20 protein-coding genes are annotated in these 19,988 nt (G+C 73.3%); 5 read left to right on the forward strand and 15 right to left on the reverse strand.

What is annotated here, in order from left to right:
• Positions 1 to 54: 54 nt before the first annotated feature.
• Positions 55 to 426 carry a YbjQ family protein gene (locus tag ABZZ17_RS17740; RefSeq protein ID WP_356876944.1) on the reverse strand — a complete coding sequence of 124 codons (372 nt, stop codon included), beginning with the start codon at positions 424 to 426 and terminating at the stop codon, positions 55 to 57.
• Positions 427 to 616: 190 nt separating this feature from the next.
• On the opposite strand from ABZZ17_RS17740, the gene ABZZ17_RS17745 reads away from it, so the two are divergent.
• The gene (locus ABZZ17_RS17745; RefSeq protein WP_356876946.1) at positions 617 to 1,438 is read left to right on the forward strand and encodes an SAM-dependent methyltransferase; all 822 of its coding nucleotides are present in this window, start codon (positions 617 to 619) and stop codon (positions 1,436 to 1,438) included.
• Between the two features lie 6 nt (positions 1,439 to 1,444).
• Here ABZZ17_RS17745 and ABZZ17_RS17750 read toward each other — a convergent pair whose 3' ends face one another.
• The 4 genes from ABZZ17_RS17750 to ABZZ17_RS17765 all read right to left on the reverse strand — a co-directional run bounded on the left by ABZZ17_RS17750 (position 1,445) and on the right by ABZZ17_RS17765 (position 5,870).
• The gene (locus ABZZ17_RS17750; protein ID WP_356876948.1) at positions 1,445 to 2,353 is read right to left on the reverse strand and encodes a helix-turn-helix transcriptional regulator; all 909 of its coding nucleotides are present in this window, start codon (positions 2,351 to 2,353) and stop codon (positions 1,445 to 1,447) included.
• 89 nt (positions 2,354 to 2,442) lie between these two features.
• The gene (locus ABZZ17_RS17755) at positions 2,443 to 2,676 is read right to left on the reverse strand and encodes a DUF397 domain-containing protein (protein WP_356876950.1); all 234 of its coding nucleotides are present in this window, start codon (positions 2,674 to 2,676) and stop codon (positions 2,443 to 2,445) included.
• A 157-nt stretch (positions 2,677 to 2,833) separates the two neighbouring features.
• On the reverse strand, positions 2,834 to 5,002 hold the full coding sequence (locus tag ABZZ17_RS17760; protein WP_356876952.1) for a bifunctional serine/threonine-protein kinase/ABC transporter substrate-binding protein: 2,169 nt from the start codon (positions 5,000 to 5,002) through the stop codon (positions 2,834 to 2,836).
• Between the two features lie 34 nt (positions 5,003 to 5,036).
• Complete coding sequence (locus ABZZ17_RS17765; protein WP_356876954.1) at positions 5,037 to 5,870, reverse strand: hypothetical protein; 834 nt, start codon at positions 5,868 to 5,870, stop codon at positions 5,037 to 5,039.
• A 307-nt stretch (positions 5,871 to 6,177) separates the two neighbouring features.
• Between ABZZ17_RS17765 and ABZZ17_RS17770 the strand changes: the two genes are divergently transcribed.
• Complete coding sequence (locus ABZZ17_RS17770; RefSeq protein WP_356876956.1) at positions 6,178 to 6,702, forward strand: hypothetical protein; 525 nt, start codon at positions 6,178 to 6,180, stop codon at positions 6,700 to 6,702.
• Positions 6,703 to 6,732: 30 nt separating this feature from the next.
• Here ABZZ17_RS17770 and ABZZ17_RS17775 read toward each other — a convergent pair whose 3' ends face one another.
• The 6 genes from ABZZ17_RS17775 to ABZZ17_RS17800 form a co-directional block, all read right to left on the reverse strand.
• A complete protein-coding gene (locus ABZZ17_RS17775) occupies positions 6,733 to 7,080 on the reverse strand; it encodes an NTP pyrophosphohydrolase (RefSeq protein ID WP_356876958.1) in 348 nt (115 codons plus the stop codon).
• Positions 7,081 to 7,094: 14 nt separating this feature from the next.
• Positions 7,095 to 9,380, reverse strand: coding sequence for an AAA family ATPase (locus tag ABZZ17_RS17780; RefSeq protein WP_356876960.1), 2,286 nt, complete (start codon positions 9,378 to 9,380; stop codon positions 7,095 to 7,097).
• Positions 9,381 to 9,437: 57 nt separating this feature from the next.
• Positions 9,438 to 10,124 carry an epimerase gene (locus ABZZ17_RS17785; RefSeq protein WP_356876962.1) on the reverse strand — a complete coding sequence of 229 codons (687 nt, stop codon included), beginning with the start codon at positions 10,122 to 10,124 and terminating at the stop codon, positions 9,438 to 9,440.
• 21 nt (positions 10,125 to 10,145) lie between these two features.
• Positions 10,146 to 10,580 (reverse strand): VOC family protein, encoded by a 435-nt coding sequence (locus ABZZ17_RS17790; RefSeq protein ID WP_356876964.1) that lies wholly within the window; start codon positions 10,578 to 10,580, stop codon positions 10,146 to 10,148.
• A 55-nt stretch (positions 10,581 to 10,635) separates the two neighbouring features.
• Positions 10,636 to 11,628 (reverse strand): tellurite resistance/C4-dicarboxylate transporter family protein, encoded by a 993-nt coding sequence (locus tag ABZZ17_RS17795; protein ID WP_356876966.1) that lies wholly within the window; start codon positions 11,626 to 11,628, stop codon positions 10,636 to 10,638.
• 86 nt (positions 11,629 to 11,714) lie between these two features.
• On the reverse strand, positions 11,715 to 12,341 hold the full coding sequence (locus ABZZ17_RS17800; protein ID WP_356876968.1) for an alpha-ketoglutarate-dependent dioxygenase AlkB: 627 nt from the start codon (positions 12,339 to 12,341) through the stop codon (positions 11,715 to 11,717).
• 162 nt (positions 12,342 to 12,503) lie between these two features.
• On the opposite strand from ABZZ17_RS17800, the gene ABZZ17_RS17805 reads away from it, so the two are divergent.
• A complete protein-coding gene (locus ABZZ17_RS17805; RefSeq protein WP_356876970.1) occupies positions 12,504 to 12,950 on the forward strand; it encodes a hypothetical protein in 447 nt (148 codons plus the stop codon).
• A gap of 12 nt (positions 12,951 to 12,962) precedes the next feature.
• Here ABZZ17_RS17805 and ABZZ17_RS17810 read toward each other — a convergent pair whose 3' ends face one another.
• Positions 12,963 to 13,613 (reverse strand): TetR/AcrR family transcriptional regulator C-terminal domain-containing protein, encoded by a 651-nt coding sequence (locus ABZZ17_RS17810; protein WP_356876972.1) that lies wholly within the window; start codon positions 13,611 to 13,613, stop codon positions 12,963 to 12,965.
• Positions 13,614 to 13,683: 70 nt separating this feature from the next.
• On the opposite strand from ABZZ17_RS17810, the gene ABZZ17_RS17815 reads away from it, so the two are divergent.
• Together ABZZ17_RS17815 and ABZZ17_RS17820 are read left to right on the forward strand one after the other, a co-directional pair.
• On the forward strand, positions 13,684 to 15,099 hold the full coding sequence (locus tag ABZZ17_RS17815) for an FAD-dependent monooxygenase (protein WP_356876974.1): 1,416 nt from the start codon (positions 13,684 to 13,686) through the stop codon (positions 15,097 to 15,099).
• A gap of 49 nt (positions 15,100 to 15,148) precedes the next feature.
• A complete protein-coding gene (locus ABZZ17_RS17820; RefSeq protein WP_356876976.1) occupies positions 15,149 to 16,810 on the forward strand; it encodes an AMP-binding protein in 1,662 nt (553 codons plus the stop codon).
• A gap of 21 nt (positions 16,811 to 16,831) precedes the next feature.
• Here the strand turns inward: ABZZ17_RS17820 and ABZZ17_RS17825 are convergent, their stop codons facing one another.
• The 3 genes from ABZZ17_RS17825 to ABZZ17_RS17835 form a co-directional block, all read right to left on the reverse strand.
• Positions 16,832 to 18,379, reverse strand: coding sequence for a carboxylesterase family protein (locus ABZZ17_RS17825; RefSeq protein WP_356876978.1), 1,548 nt, complete (start codon positions 18,377 to 18,379; stop codon positions 16,832 to 16,834).
• A gap of 175 nt (positions 18,380 to 18,554) precedes the next feature.
• Positions 18,555 to 19,391, reverse strand: a complete 837-nt coding sequence (locus ABZZ17_RS17830) for an alpha/beta hydrolase (protein WP_356876980.1) — start codon at positions 19,389 to 19,391, stop codon at positions 18,555 to 18,557.
• Positions 19,388 to 19,981, reverse strand: a complete 594-nt coding sequence (locus tag ABZZ17_RS17835; protein WP_356876982.1) for a WHG domain-containing protein — start codon at positions 19,979 to 19,981, stop codon at positions 19,388 to 19,390. Before ABZZ17_RS17835 ends, ABZZ17_RS17830 begins: the two co-directional genes overlap by 4 nt.
• Between the last annotated feature and the right edge of the window lie 7 nt (positions 19,982 to 19,988).

Genomic DNA, 19,988 nt, shown 5'->3' on the forward strand with positions numbered 1-19,988 from the left:
CCGTCCTGGACTTCCGGTTCCCGGACCCACGGTGATCCCGGGGTGCGGGGCGGGTCAGGAGGCGGGCACCAGGACGACGGCCGTTCCGTAGGCGCACACCTCGGTGCCGACGTCGGCGGCTTCGGTGACGTCGAAGCGCATCATCAGCACCGCGTTGCCGCCGCGCGCCTTGGCCTGCTCGATGAGCCGGTCCATGGCCTGGTTGCGGGTTTCGACGAGGGTCTTGGTCAGACCCTTCAGCTCGCCGCCGATCATGGACTTCAGGCCCGCGCCGATCTGGCTGCCCAGGTGCCGGGAGCGCACGGTGAGCCCGAACACCTCCCCGATGACCTGCTCGACCCGGTAGCCGGGAACGTCGTTGGTCGTGACCACCAGTACACCGGTCTGCTGGGCTCCGGGCCCGCCGCCGTAGTCTTCGATACCCATGCGCCCACTCTGGCGCCGTCGTCGGCCCGGCGCATCCGCAGACCCGCCACCCCCCACAGCACGTCCGTTCGATTTGCGCACGTCATACGGTCCCGAGGGGGTCTTCACGGGTGATTGGCAGGCGGGGTGGGGGCTCCCTACCATGGGCCGGTTCCACGGCACAGGCCCGCGAGGGCCGCGAGGAGGGCACATGGACTTAGGGCAGAACCCCCAGCCACCCGTGATCGACATGCACACACCGAGCGTGGCGCGGATGTACGACTGGCTCCTGGGCGGCGTCGAGAACTACGACAGCGACCGCACGGCCTGCGCCAAGCTGCTGGAGATCGCGCCCAGCACCCAGCTCCTGGCCCGCAACAACCGGGCGTTCCTCACCCGGGTCGTGCGCACCCTCGTCGAGGACTACGGCATCCGGCAGTTCCTCGACCACGGGTCCGGCCTCCCCACCCAGGACAACGTCCACGAGGTGGCCCAGCGCGTCGACCCCGGCTGCAAGGTCGCGTACGTCGACAACGACCCGATGGTCCTCGCGCACGCCCAGACCACCCTCCACGACAACGCGGGCACCCTCGTCATCTCGCAGGACATGCGCGACACCGAGCGGATCCGGCAGCTCACGGACCCGTTCCTGGACTGGCAGGCGCCGATCGCCGCCCTGTTCGTGTCGGTCCTGCACTGCATCCCGGACACCGACGACGCGCGGGATCCCGCGGCGGTCGTGCGCCGGACGGCGGCCATGCTGCCGCCGGGCAGCTTCATGGTGATCTGCCAGCTCGTCAGTGACGATCCCGTCGTGCGCGAGGACGTGACCCGCCTCATGGACGTGAGCACGCACGGCCATTGGGGCCGGGTACGTGAAACCCACGAGGTGGAGCGGTACTTCGACGGTCTCGACATCCTCGAACCGCGCCTCGTCGACGTGGTCGACTGGCGTCCCGACAGCACCCCTCCCCCGGCCGGGCTCCGGCCGAAGGACTGGGTCGAGTGGGGCGGAGTGGGCCGCCTGCGCTGACCCGGGTCAGCGGAAGGCGTCCAGCGCCTCGACGATCAGTTCCCGGCTCCGGTCCCTGGAGGCCGCCGCGACCCGCAGGTTGCTCAGCGCGTTGCGGTGGTCGTCCAGGGCCCGCGGCCGGGTCACGTAGTTCGCGCCGTTGATGTGCTCGACGTACGCGAGCTCGGCCGGGCCGCCGTCCCGGAACTTGAGGTGGGTGATCGGGTACGGCGGGGCGGCGACGTAGCCCGAGGTCATGTCCAGGATGCGGATGTTGACCTTGGCGGTGTCACCGGCGTTCAGCAGGTACGTCAACTGCTCGCGCATCACCTCGGCGTTGCCGCAGCGGCGCTTGAGCACGCCCTGGTCGAGGAGCACGGTCAGCCGCGGGACGTCGCCCTCCATGAGCCGCAGGCGGCGCTGGGTCCGCAGTTGCACGACGCGGACGATCTCCTCGGGCGCGGCGCTCGGCATCACGGCCCTGACCATGTGCGCCGCGTAGTCGGAGGTCTGGAGGATGCCGGGGACCACGAGGTTCTCGTAGAGACAGATCTCCTCGGCGTCGCCTTCCAGCTGGATCAGGCGCCTGAGGTAGCCGGGTGTCACGTCGCTGAACTGCTCGTACCACTCGCAGTCCTGGGCGAATTCCAGGAGCCGCTCCAGCGTGCGCGTCTCCTCGGCGTCCAGCCCGTAGTGCCGGGCCAGGTCGAGGACGTCCCTGGGTTTGGGTGGACTCTCGCCCCGCTCCAGTCGGCTGATCTTCGAAACGGAGCCGCGGATGACCGGGGCCACGTCCCGCAGGGTGAGGCCGCGCTCCTCACGGAACCCCCGGAGGGCCTGGCCCAGTACGCGGCCGGCCGCCGCCCGGCCCGGCTCTCTCCCCAACGGCAGTACGGGAGCGACCTGATCGGGCAGCGGCTCGGGGAGAGCGGGCATGTGAACTCCTATGCGACTGAGACAGGTCCCGGTCATCAGAATGGAGTCTCGCCACTCACACTTCCAAGCTTTGGCCTAGGATTTGGCCGTCATCCAGTCAGCTGATCGAATTCCGACCGTTTCACTCCGTCGACGAACGCCTCGATCTCGGCCGCCGTGAACACCAGCGCCGGCCCGTCGGGGAAACGCGAATTCCGCACGGCCACGCCGCCGCCGTCCAGTGCGGCGACTTCGACGCAGTTGCCATTGCCCACGCTGGCGCTGCTCTTCACCCAGGTCACGTCGGGAATCTCGCTCGCCACGACCCCATTGCGTAACTGCATGGTCCGTCCCCTCCTCGTCGGACGTGCATGATCACGCAATCCCATATGGGATTGCACGACAAGCACCTACGAGAATGCTAGCCACGCGCCGGGCGAACGGGAGTCCCCCGAAAGGGTGCTCGTGCTTCGGCTCGAACTCCACGCCCCGGCCGGCGTCTCACGCGGGCCAGACCGTCGGGCGGTCGCCCAGCAGCCGGAACCGCCCGGAGGCCACCTCGTAGAAGTACAGGCCGCCCTCCCCGGTGAAGGTGCCGTTCGCCGCCTCGAAGGCGTACTTCTTCGACACCCCCTCGTACGTCGTCCCGCGCACCGTCGCGAGCAGGTCCCCGCGGCCCACCCGGCTCGGGCCCAGCCCCTGCGCGCACCGGGCCAGGAGGTGCACCGCGTCGTACGCCTCGGCCGCGTGCAGCGGGGCCGGGCCGCCGTGCCGGGCCCGGAAGGCGACGTCGAAGGCACGGGCCGCGGGCGAGGCGGCGGGGTCGACGGCGGTGGAGACCAGCAGCCAGCCCTCGGCGCTCCCGGCCGCCTCCGTCAGGAACCGCGGGTCGTGCACCGCCCGGGTGCCGATCACCCGGCCCTCGTACCCGGCCCCGGCGAGGGCGCGGGCGAGGCGGGCCGCGCCGGCGGGGCCGCCGCCGTAGAGCACCGCGCCGGGCCCGGCCCGGACCGCGTCGCGCGCGAGCGCCGCGTGGTCGGCGTCGGCGGCCACCGTCGCCGGGGTCACGGGGCGTTTGCCGGCGCGCAGTGCCTCGCTGAGGGCGCGGGTGGTCTGCCAGCCGTACGGGGTGCCGTCGTCCACGATCAGCGTGGTGCCCCGGTCGCGGCCGGTCAGGTACTCCACGACGGGCCGCATCTGGTAGGCGTCGTTGGGCCGCAGGCAGGTGAAGACGCGGTTGATGTGGGTGGTGTCCCCGTCGGAGGCGCTGAGGAGGGGCAGGCCCGCCTGGTCGTAGCGGGTCAGCACGGCGGCGACGGCCGGACCGCCGGTGGCCGCCAGCACGGCCACCACCGACGCGTCGGCGGCGAAGCCCGCGGCCGCCTCGGCGGCCGGCCCGGCCGCGCCCCGGTCGTCGGCCTCCGACAGCCGGAAGGCGAAGGGCAGTTCGGTGCGGGCGGTGAGTTCCGCCACGGCCAGCCGGGCGCCGTCGCGCTGGGCCTCGCCGACGGCCCGGCCGGGGCCGCTCAGGTCGGCCTGGAGGCCGATGGCCAGGACGGGCCGCTCGGGGTGGGCGCCCCGCCCTTCGGGAGGGTCGGAGCGGCGGCGTACGAGCCAGGCCGCCGCGCCGCCGCCGGCCGTCAGGGTCAGGGCGGCGGCCCCGAGGACGGCCCGGCGGCGCGGGGAGCGGTCCGCGGGGGCGGTTCCCGGCGGGGCCCCGCCCCCGGGCGCCGCCGGGGGCTCGGGGGCGGTTCCCGGCGCGGTCACGGGGGCCGTCTGCCGGGTCGGTTCGATGTCGGGCAGCTGCAGCATCCGCGCCGAGCGTTCCGCGATCAGCTGGAGCAGGGGCGCGGGCAGCCAGGGTCCGGGAGCGTCCCCGGTCAGGGCCTGGCGGAGTCCGTCGGCCGTGGGCCGGTCGCCGGGGGCCTTGGCCAGGCAGGCGGCGATGACGGGCAGCAGGTCGTGCGGGATCCCGGTGGTGTCGGCGGTGTCGTGGACGGTGCGGAAGAGCATGGCCTCGACCGGGCCGGATCCGAACGGCCGCCGCCCGGTGGCCGCGTACGCCAGGACGCAGCCCAGCGCGAAGACGTCGCTGGGCGGACCGATGTGGCCCCCCTGGGCCTGTTCCGGGGACAGGAAGCCCGGGGAGCCGATGACCACGTCGGTGGCGGTCAGCACGGTGTCGTCCAGGGCCCGGGCGATGCCGAAGTCGATGAGCCGGGGTCCGTCGGTGGCGAGCAGGACGTTCGCCGGTTTGACGTCGCGGTGCACCAGTCCGGCTCCGTGGACGGCGCCGAGGGCCTCCGCGAGCCGGGCTCCGAGGAAGCGCACGCTGTCGGGCGGCAGCCCGCCGGCCCGGGCGACGGCGTCGCTGAGCGGCGGCCCCGGCACGAACTCCGTGGCCAGCCAGGGCGCCGGGGCCTCGGTATCGGCGTCGACGACCGGTACGGCCCACGGGCTGCGCACCCGGCGGGCGATGGCCACCTCGCGGCGGAAGCGGACGCGGAAGGCAGGGTCGTCGGCGTACTCGGCGCGGACGAGTTTGACGGCGGCGAGGGCCCCGCCCGCGGTGCGGCCGAGCAGGACGACGCCCATGCCGCCCGCGCCGAGGCGGCCGAGGATGCGGTAGCCGCCGATCCGGGCGGGATCGGCGGCGTGCAGCGGCTGCATCAGCGGGCGCTCCCGACCCGTGCGTCGGCGGTGCTCACTTCAGCTCCAGTTCGATGCGGTACAGGGCCTTGGCTCCGCCCTCGGCGGCCAGCAGGAGGAGGTCGCGGATCTCGTAGCCCTGGGCGCCCTTGACGGAGAGCGCCATCACCACCGGCCCGATCCGGGACTTGGTCCACACGTAGCCCTGCGGTGCGCCGGCGCCGCCCGCTTCCTCCGAGGTGAACTTCCCGGACTCGAACATCGAGGCGTCGGCGTTCAGGACCGACTCCTTGGGCTGGTGCATGGACATCAGGCCGCGGAGGTTCTGGCCGCCGCCCAGGTTCTGGTCGGGGCAGCGGAAGCTCTGCTGCACCGTGTCCTGCATGTCGCGGTCCGCGGCGTCGGCGTCGCGGTGCACGGTGAGGGTCACCGAGCCGAGGACGCGGCCCTTGCCGTCCTTGGCGGGCACGTCGGTCTTCCGGGTGTAGGTGTCGAGCACGCCGTCGGGCAGGGATCCGCGCGACCAGGCGCAGTCCGCGGACAGGACGGGCCAGTCGCCGCCGCCCTCGTACGGTTCGTGCCGGACCATGCCGGCCGACCAGGAGTCGGGGTCCAGTGCCGCCGCACGGGTGAACCGCCGCGCCTCCTCGGCGGTGCGCGGGACGCGCGCCGGGTCGGGGGTGAAGGCGTACGCCGTGGGCAGCGTCCCGGGAGGCGTCGACCCGGAGGGCGCCGGTGCCGGCGTCGTGGCGGGCGGGGCGGTGGCGGCCGTCCCCGAGGGGCCGGGCCCCGGTCCCGTCCCGCCGGCGTCCGTGCCGCATCCGGCCAGGAACAGTGACGCGGCCAGCGTCCCGCCCAGTGCCCCCGTCATCGCCCGCGCACGCCGCATGTCCGCCCCCTGAACCGCCGTGGTTCCCCCTGTCGCTCACACGGTAGCCACCGGGGGGCCGGGTTTCCTGAGTACGTGAGCCCAATCACCTGAGTAGGAGGGCCAGTTGTCCGGTGGGCGGAGGAGGTGGTCCACCGGACCCCGCCCCTACGGCGGCGGGCGCGGATTGGGCATATCGGGCTAAAGGGCGGTGCGTCGGCGGGGCCCGGAGCGGTCGCCTCGCCATAGTCGTCCCTGGCAGCCGCATGGTTGCCGCCCCGGGCCGCGCGTCGCGGCCGGGCGGAAGTCTTCGTAGAGGAGCCGGCTCATGCTGAAGCCCCCCAGGACCGTCCTCGCCCTCGCCGCCGGAAGCCTGGTGCTCGGCCTGGTCGGTGCGGGCGCCGCCGTCGCGGACGAGGGTCCGGTCGCCGACGGGCCCGCACAGGAGCACGTGGTCCACGACGACGCGGAGCTCAACGGTCCCGTCGTCTACCCCAAGCCGCGGCACGCCCTGGGCAAGGTCGTCTCCCGCGGCCCGCTGAAGGTGCGCAGCAAGCCGAGCACGCGCGGGTACGAGCTGGGCAAGGTGTACCCGAACCAGAAGCTGGCGCTCGCGTGCAAGCTGCGCGGTGAGAAGGTCGACGGGAACGACCTCTGGTACCTCCTCGACGGCAAGGACCGCAAGGAGGACATGAACGGCAACGAGCCCGTCAACGGCGACGACGGACTCGAGGGCGTCGACGGCGGCGACGACTCGGCGAGCGGCGACGGGGTCCGCGCCGAGCGCAAGCGGGCCTGGGTCTCCGCCCGGTACGTCAAGGACATCACCCCCGTGAAGTGGTGCCGCCTCTGACCCTCCGGGACGTCCGGAGCACCCTCCGGATCACGCCTCCGGGCGTACGCTGCGGGGCCCGGCGCACTCCGCGCCGTGGGCCCGCACCCGCTCGCGCAGTTCCCGGTCCGCCGTGACGACGACGCAGCCGCGGCCCGCATGGGCCGCGGCCAGCTCGACGATCCGGTCGTCCCCGCTCCCGGGCGCCTCGTCCACCCGTACGCCGGGCACGGACGGGACGCCGCGGGCGGCGCCCTCGACCACGAGGATGATCTCCTCGCCCCGGTCCCGCAGCGCGAGTTGGTCGCGCAGCCGCTCGGCGGCGCCGCGCCGGTCCCGCCACCAGCCGTCCGGCACCGACCCCACGACGTTCGCGGCGTCCACGATCAGGACCGTCATCGCTTCGTCACCCGTCAGAACTCGCCGTAGTTGACCTGCCAGGTCGGCAGGCCCATCCGGCGCCAGACCGCCACCACCCGGTCCCGGTCGTCGAGCGACATCCGGACCGCGTAGCGGTCGCGGACGTGCGCGTCGAAGAGCTCCGCCTTCACGATGTCGTCGCGGCGCGAGTCCCCGGCGGCCCGCATCCACAGCTCGTCGTAGGGCACCCGGTGCGTCCGCAGCCAGGATTCCGTCTGCGGGCGGTGCTCCTCGCTGCGCCCCGACAGCAGCACGATCGCGTCGCCGTCGGCGCGCCGGAAGGCGTCCAGCGCGTGCCGTACCGACTCGTTGATCAGGTCGAGTTCGCAGCGCGAGAAGTCGTACGGGCCCCGGTTGCCGAGCAGCGCGAGGGTGCCGTCGATGTCGCAGAGCACGGCCGGGGGCAGCGCCGGGTCGGGGACGTACGTCCGTACGGCGGGTACGGCCGCGCCGTCGGAGCCGCCGTTCATCCACTCCGCCGTGAGCCGCCAGCCGCCCTTGCGGGCCTTCTGGTGCTTGTCCGCGAGGATCCGGATGATCTCCTCGCCGACCTGGCGTTCCCGGGCGGCGTCCCGGCGCAGGCACTCCTCCAGGGGTACGTCGGTGAAGTCGTGCACGACGAAGGTGGCGAGGCCGCCGACGGCCGCCTTGAGCCGCTTGGGGATGTTCTTGGTGAGGTGGGTGTTGTCGACGACCACGTCGAAGCCGCCCTCGACGGCGGCGCGGACCGCCGCGTCCTGGATCTCCAGCACGGTCTGCTCGTGCGCGTGGGAACGGCGCCCGGGGTCCGGCAGGTCGAGCATGGCCCGCAGGTCGTCCAGGTTGACCCGGCGCATGCGGCCGCCGGACCGCGCCTGGAGGGCGCGCGCGGCGGTCGTCTTGCCGGAGGCGGGCAGTCCCGTCATGACGTGTACGACGGGCAGCGCGGCCTCCGGCGCCCCGTCCCCGGCGTCCCCGGGACCGGTCTCGCGGGCGGCGGACTGCCGTACGACGGGCGCCGCCGGGCGGACCGCGGCCGGTGCGGCGGGGCGCGGTGCGGGCGCGGGTCGGCGGGTGCCCGTGGGCTCGTCCGCGCCCTCCTCGTCGGTGGCGTACGAGTCGGCCACCTCCGGCCGGACCCGGCGCCAGGTGGTGAGTTCGGTCGGCCGGCCGTCGAGCCGCAGGAACATGGCCGGGCGGACTTCCCGGTCCGGCAGTTCCTTCACCGCGCGGGCGAAGGCTCCTCGGTCGCCGGCCAGGTGCGCGAGGCCCGCGTAGGCCTCGTCGATGGCGCGTTCGTGTGCCGCGGCCCGCTCCTCCAGGCGTGCGATGACCTCGCGCACCCAGGCGTCGAACTCGTCGGGCACCTGCTCCAGCAGCGCGTCCAGCGGCTTGCCGCCGGAGGCCTCGACCTCGGCGGCGGTGCAGTTGAGGCCCTGGGCGAGCCGGTTGACGGGCAGGCCGGCGAACCGCTGGATGCCGTGGCTGCGCCAGATGTCGCGCTCGTTGACGCCGGTGAGCACCCGGTGGAGCCGTACGTACTCGGACAGCTTGGCCTTGGCGCGCACGCCGGAGGCGAAGCGCAGGACGAAGCCCTCCGCGTCGGTGCCCGTCGCCGCGGCGCCGCCGGGCATGGTGTTGGACTCGGTCAGCGCGATCAGCTCGTCGAGGGGCATGGCGGGCCACACCGTGACGACGGAGCCGATCCCCTCCCAGTCGGGCGCGGCCTCGGCGAGCGGGACCTCGGTGCCGTCCGGGCCGAAGGCGGCGAGGAGGACGAGGTCGCGGCGGTCGCCGTAGTTCACGACGATGCGGTTCTGCGGGTAGAGGATCTCCGCGAGGTAGGTGACGCCCGGGCGCAGCGCGGAGGTGTCCTTGCCGTCGAGGCGGTGCTGGGCCCAGGTGGCCTGGGTGCTGACGAAGGAACCCTTGGAGGCGACGCGCCAGCGGTCCGCGTAGTGGAAGACCACGGCGAGGCTGCCGTCGACCTTGTCGTACACCTCGAACGGCTCGTCCGGGAGGGCGGGCGCGTACGGCATGCCCGCCTCGTGCTCGCCGACGTTGAAGAACTTCGGCAGCGGCAGGGCGACGACCGCGCCGGTGGTGTCGTCGGCGACGAGTCCGCGGCAGCGCGTGGTGACCTGGTCCCAGACGCCCTCGTACTGGGCCGACCGCGTGTAGGTGTAGATCGACAGCGGCAGCTCGGGGTGCGGCTTGCGGGTCACGTACCCGGCTGCGATCGACTCGGCCAGTGCCTGAGCGGGCACCAGGTCATGCAGAGTCAGGTGGTCCTGGCTCATGGGTTCCTCCCGGTTTGAGATGGTTCATTCTCGGGTGCGGGAGGGGATGCCCGGTAGTCAATTATGCCTGGTCGTCGCGGCGCCGAGGCGGTTGATGTCCTGGGGGCGCAGGATGCGGCCGGGGTGTTCGGTGCCGGGGGTGGCGACGGCGATCATCGCGCGGCCGAGGTCCTCGGTGGTGGTGACGAGGTTCGGCGCGATCAGCCGGAGCAGCGTGATCAGCGGCCCGGTGACGGCGTACAGGGTGCGGTAGAGGCGGGTCTTGGAGGGGACGCCGCGTACGGGCTGGACGATGCCGGGGCGGAACATGTAGGCCTGGAAGGGGAGTTCCAGCAGGTCGTTCTCGGTCTTGCCCTTGACCCGGGCCCACATGGAGCGCCCCTGCTCGGTGCTGTCGGTGCCTTCGCCGGAGACGTAGACGAAGGTGAGCCGGGGGTTCGCCGCGGCGAGCGGGCGGGCCGCGGCGAGCGTCAGGTCGTGGGTGACGCGGCGGTAGGCCTCCTCCTTCATGCCGACGGAGGAGACACCGAGGCAGAAGAAGCAGGCGTCGTAGCCGGGGAGCTCGGCGGCGAGGGCGGACAGGTCGGTGGGGTCCGGCTGGACGGATTCGCGGAGTTTGGGGTGGCTGACGCCCAGCGGGGTGCGCCCGACGGCCAGGACGCCGGTGACGGCGTCGTCCCGCAGGCACTCGCGCAGGACGCCCCGCCCGATCATTCCGGTTCCGCCGAAGAGGATGACGTTCACGCCGGGCAGCTTACGTGCCCGTCAGTACGTGACGCAGAGCTCGTTGCCTTGGGGGTCGGCGAGGGTGGTCCAGTTGAACGGGCCCTGGTGGGCCTCGTGGAGCCGGGTGGCCCCCTTGGCGAGGAAGCGTTCGATCACGGTCTGCGGGTCGTCCTCGCCGATGCGGACGTCCAGGTGGACCCGGTTCTTCACGGTCTTGGCCTCGGGCACCAGCTGGAACAGGAGGCGGGGCGCCCGCTCCAGTCCCTCGGGGTGGCGGATCGCGGCTCCGATCTTCCAGACGAGCGTGCCGCGGTGGGTGGTGGTGTCGTCGTCGGTCGCGTGGCCCGCCGCGATCATGCCGCGGATGAACTGTTCGTCGCTGGGCTCCACTTCCCAGCCGAGGGCGTCCGCCCACCAGTCGGCGAGGGGGTGCGGGTCGTTGGAGTCGATGACCACCTGGAACGTGTACGCCATGCCGGGGACCCTACTGACTGGTCCCTCCGCCCGCCACCGGAAGCGCCGTGCGGCGTCACCGGCCCGCCGTACCGGAGTCCCGCGGCGGGCCGGAGCCGTGGGGCGGGCGGGGGCGGCCCGGCCGGCGGGACAGGAGGAAGGCCGCGCAGGTGAGGGCGCAGGCGCCGAGCGCGATCCACAGCAGGACCTCCCCCAGGGGGCGCAGCCAGCCGACGCCGGTCGCGGTCGCGGCGGACAGGCAGGCGGTGGCGGTCATGCCGAGCGGGAAGACGGTGGACCAGCGGCGGGTGTCGTAGTGCGGGCGGGGGCTGCGCACTTCGGCGGCGAGGAGGACGGCGTACCAGACGAGGGAGACGGCGAGGCAGGCCAGGGTGAGCGTGCGCAGGGCGGTGTGCGCGGGGCCGGTCCAGACGGGCGAGGCGGTGAGTTTCGTCCCCGCGAGGGCGGTGATGGACAGGGCTCCGCCGGCCACCCAGTGGTCGCCCGCCCCGCTGACGACCTCCCGGAAGTCGAAGCGGGGCAGGGCGAGGGCGTAGAGCAGCAGCCCGAGGCAGAAGCAGGCCAGGGCGGCCCGGGCGAGCCAGGCGAGGCGCTGTTCGGCGGCCAGGCTGGCGGCGAGTACGGCGAGTCCCTGGGTGGCGACGCAGGCGAGGAAGGCGGCCCCGGGCATCCGCCGGCGCCAGTGCCGTACGACGGTGTAGAGCAGTACGGGCCACAGGACGGCGGCGAGCACCAGCAGGGCGGTGGCGGCGCCCGGCCGGCCGAGTTGGGCGACGCGGGTGCCGATGACGGCGGTCGCGGCGACGGCGGTGAGGGCGGGCGGGGTGTACGCCTCGGCTTTGAAGCGGCCCCGGTCGGCGACGAGCCGCACCGCGAAGTCGGCGGCCAGCAGGAGCCACAGCACGACGGCGACGGCCAGCACGCCGAGGGAGAACCAGGTGCGGCCGACGAGGTCCAGGCCGACGGAGAGGATGCCGGCGGCCATGACGGCGGCCCCGGCGGCGGGCGTGAGTCCGGCCCACCAGCCGCGGACGGGTACGGGGCTCATGTTCCTCCGCTTCGAGGGGTGCCGGTTCGGACGCACGCCCATGACACCTCAGCTCGGCGGGGCCCCCGGGGCGGCGCGCCGCGTCCTCACATGACGCCTCGGGTACGGAACTGGACGCTGATCCGGGGGCCGACGGCGCGAGCCGACTTGGGGACGGCGTGCTCCATGGTGCGCTGGCAGGAGCCGCCCATCACGACGAGGTCGCCGTGGCCGAGCGGCAGCCGGAGCAGGGTGGCGCCTCCGTCGCGGGAGCGCAGCACGAGGTCGCGCGGGTCGCCGACGGAGAGGATCGCGACCATGGTGTCCTCGCTGGAGGAGCGGCCGGTGCGGTCGCCGTGCCAGGCGACGCTGTCGCGGCCGTCGCGGTAGAGGCACAGTCCGGCGGTGACGAAGGGCTCGCCGAGTTCGGCGGCGTAGTGCCGGCCGAGGGCGGTGCGGGCTTCGGTGAGGACGGGGTGGGGCAGGGTCTCGCCGTCCCCGTAGAAGGCGAGCAGCCGGGGCACTTCGACCTCGCGGTCGTACATCTGGCGCCGTTCGGCGTGCCAGGGCACTTCGGCGGCGAGCCGTTCGAAGAGGGCGTCGGCCCCGGTGAGCCAGCCGGGCAGCCGGTCCACCCAGGCCCCGGCCCCCAGGTGCGTGCGCCGCACTCCGGCGAGCGGGCCGAGCCGGATCTCGTCGGTCTGGTCGAAGAGGGATCCCTGGAGCGCGTGCATGTCCTCAGGATACCCCCGCTATCGAACATCTGCGCGATTACCTGTGCGGGTGCGGGCCCCCTTCCGGCCGGAATGCCGACGCAAAGCCCCTGTGCAACGCTGAATCGGGGGGTCATGCCAGTCCCGGCTGCTCGGCCGGCCCTGCCACCCGAGGAGATCGATATGGCCAGTGACGCCACCCGGCCCCAAGCAAGCCGCGCGCACACGAGCGCCACGCACGCGCCCGTCTCCGGAACGACCGTGCTCGCGGCAGCCCTGATGATCTTCGGCGGGATCATGGCCGTCCTGGAGGGCATCTCGGCGATCGCCAGCGACGGCCTGTTCCTCATGACGCGCCACTACGTGTTCGAGCTCAGCCTCACGGCCTGGGGCTGGATCCACCTGATCCTGGGCGTCATCCTGGTCGTCGCGGGCTGCGCCGTGCTCACCGGAGCCCTGTGGGCACGGTACTTCGGTGTGGCCATCGCCGGCCTGGGCGCGATCGCCAACTTCCTCTGGCTCCCCTACTACCCGCTGTGGGCGCTGGTGCTGATCGCCGTCAACCTGCTGATCATCTGGGCCCTGTGCACGGGCATGCACCGCGAGGCCGACGCGGACCGGGCCGTCTGACGCACGGCGGGGTCAGGCGACGCCGTAGCGGGCCTCGATGCCCGCCACCAGCAGGCGCAGGCCCTCCTCGAACCCCGCATCGTAGTCCTCGAAGAGTTCGGCGCCGGCCGCCGCCGCGAGGGGGAACGCGGCCATGCGGGCCGCGCGTTCGTCGACGTCGTAGCCCTCGCGGCGTTCACCGGGCAGGGGGACGACGCCCTGTTCCTCCGCGACGAAGCCGAGGGTGAAGAAGTAGGCCGTCGTGAGGGCCCGGACGGCCTGGGACGGGGTGAACCCCGCGTCGACGAAGGCGCGGAGGTGCTCCTCCATCCGCACGGCGTGCTCGGTGCCGGTGAAGCGGGAGCCGCTGTAGACCTTCGCCCCGTCCCGGTAGCCGGTCAGGGCGGCGCGCAGGCCCAGCCCGGAGGCCGTGAGCCGCTCCTGCCAGGTGGCGTCCGGGGAGGGCTGCTGCCCGGCGGCCATCCGGCGGTACATCTCCGTGGCCATCTCGTCGAGCAGTTCCTGCTTGTTCTTGAAGTGCCAGTAGAGGGCGGGCGCCTGGACGTCCAGCTCCTTGGCGATCGCGCGCAGGGTCAGGCCGTCGAGGCCGACCTCGTTCAGCAGCCGCAGCGCCGTGTCGACGGCCTGCCTCTTGTCCAGCTTGGGGGTTCTCCTCGTTGCCACGCTTGACAGCTTAACACCGTTAAGTGCACGCTCGGAGGGCATCGCACTTAACAGCGTTAAGGAGATTTTCATGCGGCAGGACACGGACGTACTCGTCGTCGGAGCCGGGCCCACCGGGCTCGCACTCGCCGTCGACCTCGCCCGGCGGGGGGTCCGCGCCCTCGTCGTGGAGCGGGCCGGCGGCCTCTTCCCCGGCTCGCGCGGCAAGGGCCTCCAGCCCCGCACCCTGGAGGTGCTCGACGACCTCGGCCTGCACGACGCGGTACGGGCCGCCGGCGCCCCGTACCCGGTCGGCATGGTCTGGCAGGACGGTGTCCGTCAGGGCGAGCACCGGATGTTCGACGAGGCCGAGCCCGACGAGGGCGCGCCGTACGGCGCTCCCTGGCTGGTGCCCCAGTGGCGGACGCAGGAGGTCCTCTTCGCCCGCCTCGTGGAGCTGGGCGGCGGGGTCGCGTTCGGCCGGGAGCTCACCTCTCTCACGCAGGACCCGGACGGGGTGACGGCCACGTTCGCCTCCGGAGCGCCCGTCCGCGCCCGGTACGCCGTCGCCGCGGACGGCGGCAGGTCCACGGTGCGGCGCTCCCTGGGCATCGGCATGACCGGTGAGACCGTCGACCCCCACCCCGTGCTGGTGGCGGACGTCCGCGTCACCGGGCTCGACCGCGACCACTGGCACCTCTTCCCGCCGGCCGACGGCGGGGGCTACCTCGCGGTCTGCCCGCTGCCCGGTACGGACCTCTTCCAGGTGGTGGCGCAGTTCCCGGAGGCCGCCGAGGTCGACCTCTCCCCCGCCGGCATCCGCGAGGCGGTCGCCGCCCGCTCGCACCTCGCGCCCGCCCAGGTGACCGAGGTGCGCTGGGCCTCCGACTTCAGGCCGCGGGCCGCGATGGCCGACCGGTTCCGCGCCGGCCGCGTCTTCCTCGCCGGCGACGCCGCGCACGTCCACTCCCCGGCGGGCGGCCAGGGCCTCAACACCAGCGTCCAGGACGCGTACAACCTGGGCTGGAAGCTGGGCGCCGTCCTGCGGGACGGCGCGCCCGCTTCGCTGCTCGACTCGTACGAGGAGGAACGCCTGCCCGTCGCGGCCGGAATGCTCGGCCTGTCCACCCGGATCCACCGCGGCGAGGCCCGGCGCGGCGAGGCCACCCGTCAGCTCGGCCTCGGCTACCGGGACTCGTCGCTGGCGGTGGAGACGCGCACCGGGCTGCCCGAGGACGCCCTGCGCGCCGGCGACCGGGCCCCGGACGGCTCGCGCGACGGCGTCCGGCTCTTCGACGCGTTCCGGGGCCCGCAGTGGACGCTGCTGGCCGTCGGCGCCGGCGCCGGCGCCGCCCTGCCGGAGCTGCCCGGCGTCCGCACCGTCCGGTTCCCGTCGTACGGGGCCTACGGGGACGGGGTGTTCCTCGTCCGCCCCGACGGCTACGTGGGCTGGGCGGGCGGCACGGCGACGGGAGCGGCGGCCTACGCGGCCCGGTTCGGCCTGTAGGGGATCGCGGCGGACCGGGGGGTTGGCCCGGGGCGTCCGGGAGAGGATCATGGGCGCACGCCGGCAGCGAGTCCAGGAGGTACGTGTGTCCGTCGCGTCGAGTTATGCGTCCGGGAACGTGGAGGTTCCGCTGCTGGACGACACGATCGGGGACGACCTCGACCGTACGGTGCGGCGGTTCCCGGACCGCGACGCCCTCGTGGACGTGGCCGCGGGCCGCACGTGGACGTACGCGGAGCTCGCGGCCGACGTGGACGCCCTGGCGCTCGGGCTGCTGGACCTCGGCATCGTCAAGGGCGACCGGGTCGGGATCTGGGCCCCCAACCGGGCCGAGTGGACGCTGGTGCAGTACGCCACCGCGAAGATCGGGGCCGTCCTCGTCACCGTCAACCCGGCCTACCGTTCGCACGAGCTGGAGTACGTGCTGGGCCAGTCCGGGATCCGGCTGCTCGTCGCGGCGGAGCGCTTCAAGACCTCCGACTACGCCGCGATGATCGAGGAGGTCCGGCCGCGCTGCGCCGGGCTGGAGTTCGTCGCCCTGCTGGACGGGCCGCTGTGGACCTCGCTGTTCGTCCGGGGGCGCGCGGCCGATCCCGCCGCGCTGGTCCGGGCGCAGGCGGCCCTGAGTCCGGACGAGCCGATCAACATCCAGTACACCTCGGGCACCACGGGCTTCCCGAAGGGCGCCACCCTTTCGCACCGCAACATCCTCAACAACGGCTTCTTCGTGGGCGAGTTGTGCGGATACACGGAGCGGGACCGGGTGTGCGTCCCGGTGCCCTTCTACCACTGCTTCGGCATGGTCATGGGCAACCTCGCCTGCACCAGCCACGGCGCCGCGATGGTCATCCCGGCGCCCGCCTTCGACCCGGTGGCCACCCTCGCGGCCGTCGAGGCACAGCGGTGCACCTCCCTGTACGGGGTGCCCACCATGTTCATCGCCGAGCTGGCCGCACCCGGTTTCGAGGAGTACGACCTGTCGAGCCTGCGGACCGGGATCATGGCCGGTTCGCCGTGCCCGGTCGAGGTGATGAACGAGGTCATCGGGCGCATGGGCATGACGGAGGTGTCGATCTGCTACGGCATGACGGAGACCTCTCCGGTGTCGACGCAGACCCGTGCGGACGATCCGGTGGAGCGCAGGGTCTCCACGGTGGGCCGGGTGGGCCCGCACCTGGAGGTCAAGGTGGTCGATCCGGAGACCGGCCGGACCGTGCCGCGCGGCACCCCGGGCGAGCTGTGCACCCGGGGCTACTCGGTGATGCTCGGCTACTGGGGGGAGCCGGAGAAGACCGCGGAGGCCGTCGACCCGGAGGGCTGGATGCACACCGGCGACCTGGCGGTCATGGACGGGGAGGGGTACCTCGCCATCACCGGCCGGATCAAGGACATGGTGATCCGGGGCGGCGAGAACCTGTACCCGCGCGAGATCGAGGAGTTCCTCCACTCCCACCCCGACGTCCTGGACGTCCAGGTCATCGGCGTGCCCGATCCCAAGTACGGGGAGGAGCTGATGGCGTGGGTGCGGATGCGCGAGGGCGCCGAGCCGCTCAGCGCGGAAGCCGTCCGCGCGTACTGCCACGGACGGCTCGCCCACTTCAAGATCCCGCGCTACGTCCACGTCGTGGACGAGTTCCCCATGACCGTGACCGGGAAGATCCGCAAGGTCGAGATGCGCGCGGTGGCGGCCCGCCTGCTCGATCAGCCGTAGGCCCGGGGAGCCCGGCCGGGGTCAGCCGGCGGAGAGTTCGCCCTCCCACAGTTTGCGTTCGGCCTCGCGCGGGTCGGCCACGACCCGGTCGGCCTCTCCGTTGTCGTGGCGGAAGGTCATGACCGGGCGGGTGCCCGTGTCGTAGGCGGCCCAGCCGGGCAGGCCGGTCACGGCGAACTGGACCCACTGCCGGTGCATCACCTCGGCGAGGTCCCGCGGCGGGTTCGGGCCGGTGATGGGGCGGGTGTCCGGGACGTCGAGGGTCTTCCACACGAAGGGGAGCTCGAGGCTGTGACACGCGCCCAGTTTCACCTGGATGGTGTTGGGCGTGACCGGCGAGCGCCAGCCGAACTCGTACAGGTAGGTGGCGGCGCCCGACTGGGCGCGGGCCTCGGCGACCCGGTAGGTCGGGATCCGGAACATCCGGTCGGTGAGGACGGCCGCGGCGATCCCGGAGGGCGCGTTGCGCGGGTAGGCGCTCGTGCTGTTGGCCTTGTACTGGTCGTAGAAGTCGGCGGGGACGCCGTAGGCCTCGACGCGGTTCTTGAACTGCTGGGGAACCAGCCAGTAGACCATCGGGGTGGGCACGACGAAGAGCCTGAACTCCTCGGTGTTGGTGCCCGCGAGGAGGGGCACGTCGCCGCCCTTCCCGGCCGCGATCGCGTCGATCGGGCGCTGCGTGATCAGCTCTCCGTCGATGACGGGCATCAGCGACATGCCGCAGGAGGCGATGGTCGTCTCCCCGTACTTCACCGGGTTCGCGGAGTTGGTGATGTCGGCGCCGACCGCCTTCTGGGCGGCGACGAGGTTGGCGAGCGGCAGGGCGGCGAGGGCCTCGGCGGTGGGCTGGACGCCCGCCTCGGCGGCGATGGCGTTCAGGACCAGCGCGGCGTCGTGCGGGGTCTGGGTGATGTGCGCGGTGCCGCTCTGCGCGATGGCCTTGTGGAAGAGGCCGAGGTCGAGCGCGAGCAGGGTGAGCACGCTCATGGCGCCCGCGGACTCGCCGAAGACGGTGACGTCGCCGGGGTTCCCGCCGAAGCGGGCGATGTTGTCCCGGACCCAGCGCAGGGCGAAGATCTGGTCGTGCAGTCCGCGGTTGGCCGGGAGCGGGGCGTCGGGGATGTACCCGAAACCGTCCACGCCCAGGCGGTAGTTGAGGGTGACGCAGACGACCCCGTCCCGGGCGAAGGTCGCCCCGTCGTAGGCGGTGACCGCCGATGATCCGGTGGTGAAGGCGCCGCCGTGGATCCACACCATGACGGGGAGTCCGGCGTCGGGGTCGAGGTCGGGGCTCCACACGTTGAGGTTGAGCCACTCGTCGCCCGGTACGGACGGGTCGGGCATCAGCTCGCCCAACTGGCCCTCGATGGAGGGCTTGGGAGGCGTCGGGCCGAAGGCGAAGGCGTCCCGCACGCCCTCCCAAGGCTCCGGCGGGGCGGGGGCGGCGAACCTGAGGGTGCCGACGGGGGCGGCGGCGTAGGGGATGCCGAGGAAACGGGCGATGCCGTCCTCGACCTGACCGGCGACCGTTCCGTAGGCCGTTTCCACTTGCTGGGTCTGGCTGGGCACGTGACTCCTTCGTCCTCATCGGCTCGCGGGGCAGCCGTGGGGCGGGCCCCCACGACAACCGCGGCACTACCCTGTGCGATCGGGCGATATCCCAACGTGACCGGAATCCCGCGAAGGTTGTCCCGAAAGCACCCCACGCCCCCACAGCTCCCGGTTTGGCCCGGTGCCGGGCCGCTCAGACCCGGAAGGCCTTCCGGAGGATTTCGCCGTACTCGGCGGGATGCGTGGTCAGGCCGGTGTGTCCGCCGGGGAAGTGCAGGAGTTCCGTACCGAGGCGCTCGGCCAGGAAGGCGGCCGGGCGGTAGGGCAGCTCGCCCCGCGACTCCTGGCCGCAGGCGAGCACGAGCCGGTCCGACAGCGCCTCCAGCCGGCGGACGTCCGGGGCGTAGGACATGAAGCCGGGCACGATGCGCCCGACGAAGTACGGCAGGTTGGCCATGGTCCGCCCGGCCCGCGCCGCCGCCTGCGGCGGAAGTGCCGTCCCGGCCTTCGGCCCGGTGGTGTCGCCGTCCTTCTTCAGACCGTCGGCGAACACGGCCATCGCCGGCATGAGCCCCTGCGCCCGGAAGGTCTCCCGCACGCGCGCGACGAACGCGCGGTGTTCGGAGGCGTCCGGAAGGACCTCCACCACCGGCGGCTCGTGCGCCACGACGCGTTCCACGCGGTCGGGATGGGCGGTGAGCAGGTGCAGGGCGGCGATCGCGCCCGAGCTGGCGCCGAACACCCGGGCGGGCTCGCCGGGCGACAACAGTTCCAGCATCCGGAACGCGTCGTCGGCGTGCTCCGCCACGTGCTGCTCGGCCTCGGGGTCGTCCAGCGTGCTCCGGGACATGCCGCGCGGGTCGTAGGTCGCGACGGTGTACGCGGCGGCCAGGTCGTCGGCGATGCCGTCGAAGGAGGCCGCACCGCCCGCCCCGCCGGGGATCAGCAGCAGGAGCGGGCCGTGGCCGCGTACTTCGTAGTGCAGGGTCGCGCCGTTCACGCGCAGGCTGCCGATGGTCGGACCGGTCATGAGGAGTCTCCTTCTCGGGACGGGGGCCAGCGCTCCAGGAGGGCGTGCAGGGCGTCCAGGGCGCGGAGCCAGGACAGTTGCGGTGAGCGCTCGTGTGCGAAGCCGCCCGCGGCCTCCAGGGCGACGAACCCGTGGAACGTGCTGCGCAGCAGCCGGACGGCGTCGGTCAGGTCGGGTTCGGCCAGTCCGTAGCCGCGCAGCATGCCGTAGGTCAGCTCGACCGCGCGCCGCGGTCCGGCCGCCTTCGCGGCCAGCTCGGGGTCGATCCGGACCGCCGTCTGCGTCGCCGCGTAGCGGCCCGGATGCGCGTGGGCGTACTCCCGCCAGGCGTCGGCGAACGCGACCAGCGCGTCCTTGCCCGCCCGCCCGGCGGTCGCCTCGGCGATGCGGATCGTCTTCTCGTCCGCCGCCAGCAGCGCGATCCGTCCGCGCAGGTCCTCCAGATTGCGGACGTGCGCGTAGAGGCTCGCGTCCTTCACGCCGAGCCGCTGCGCCACCTGCGACATGGTCACCCGGTCGAACCCGACCTCGTCCGCCAGCGCGGCGCCCTCGATCGTCACCCGTTCCGCCGTCAGCCCGGCCCTCGCCATGCACCCT

This window comes from Streptomyces sp. NPDC006512, assembly GCF_040611935.1.
Classification (GTDB): Bacteria; Actinomycetota; Actinomycetes; order Streptomycetales; family Streptomycetaceae; genus Streptomyces.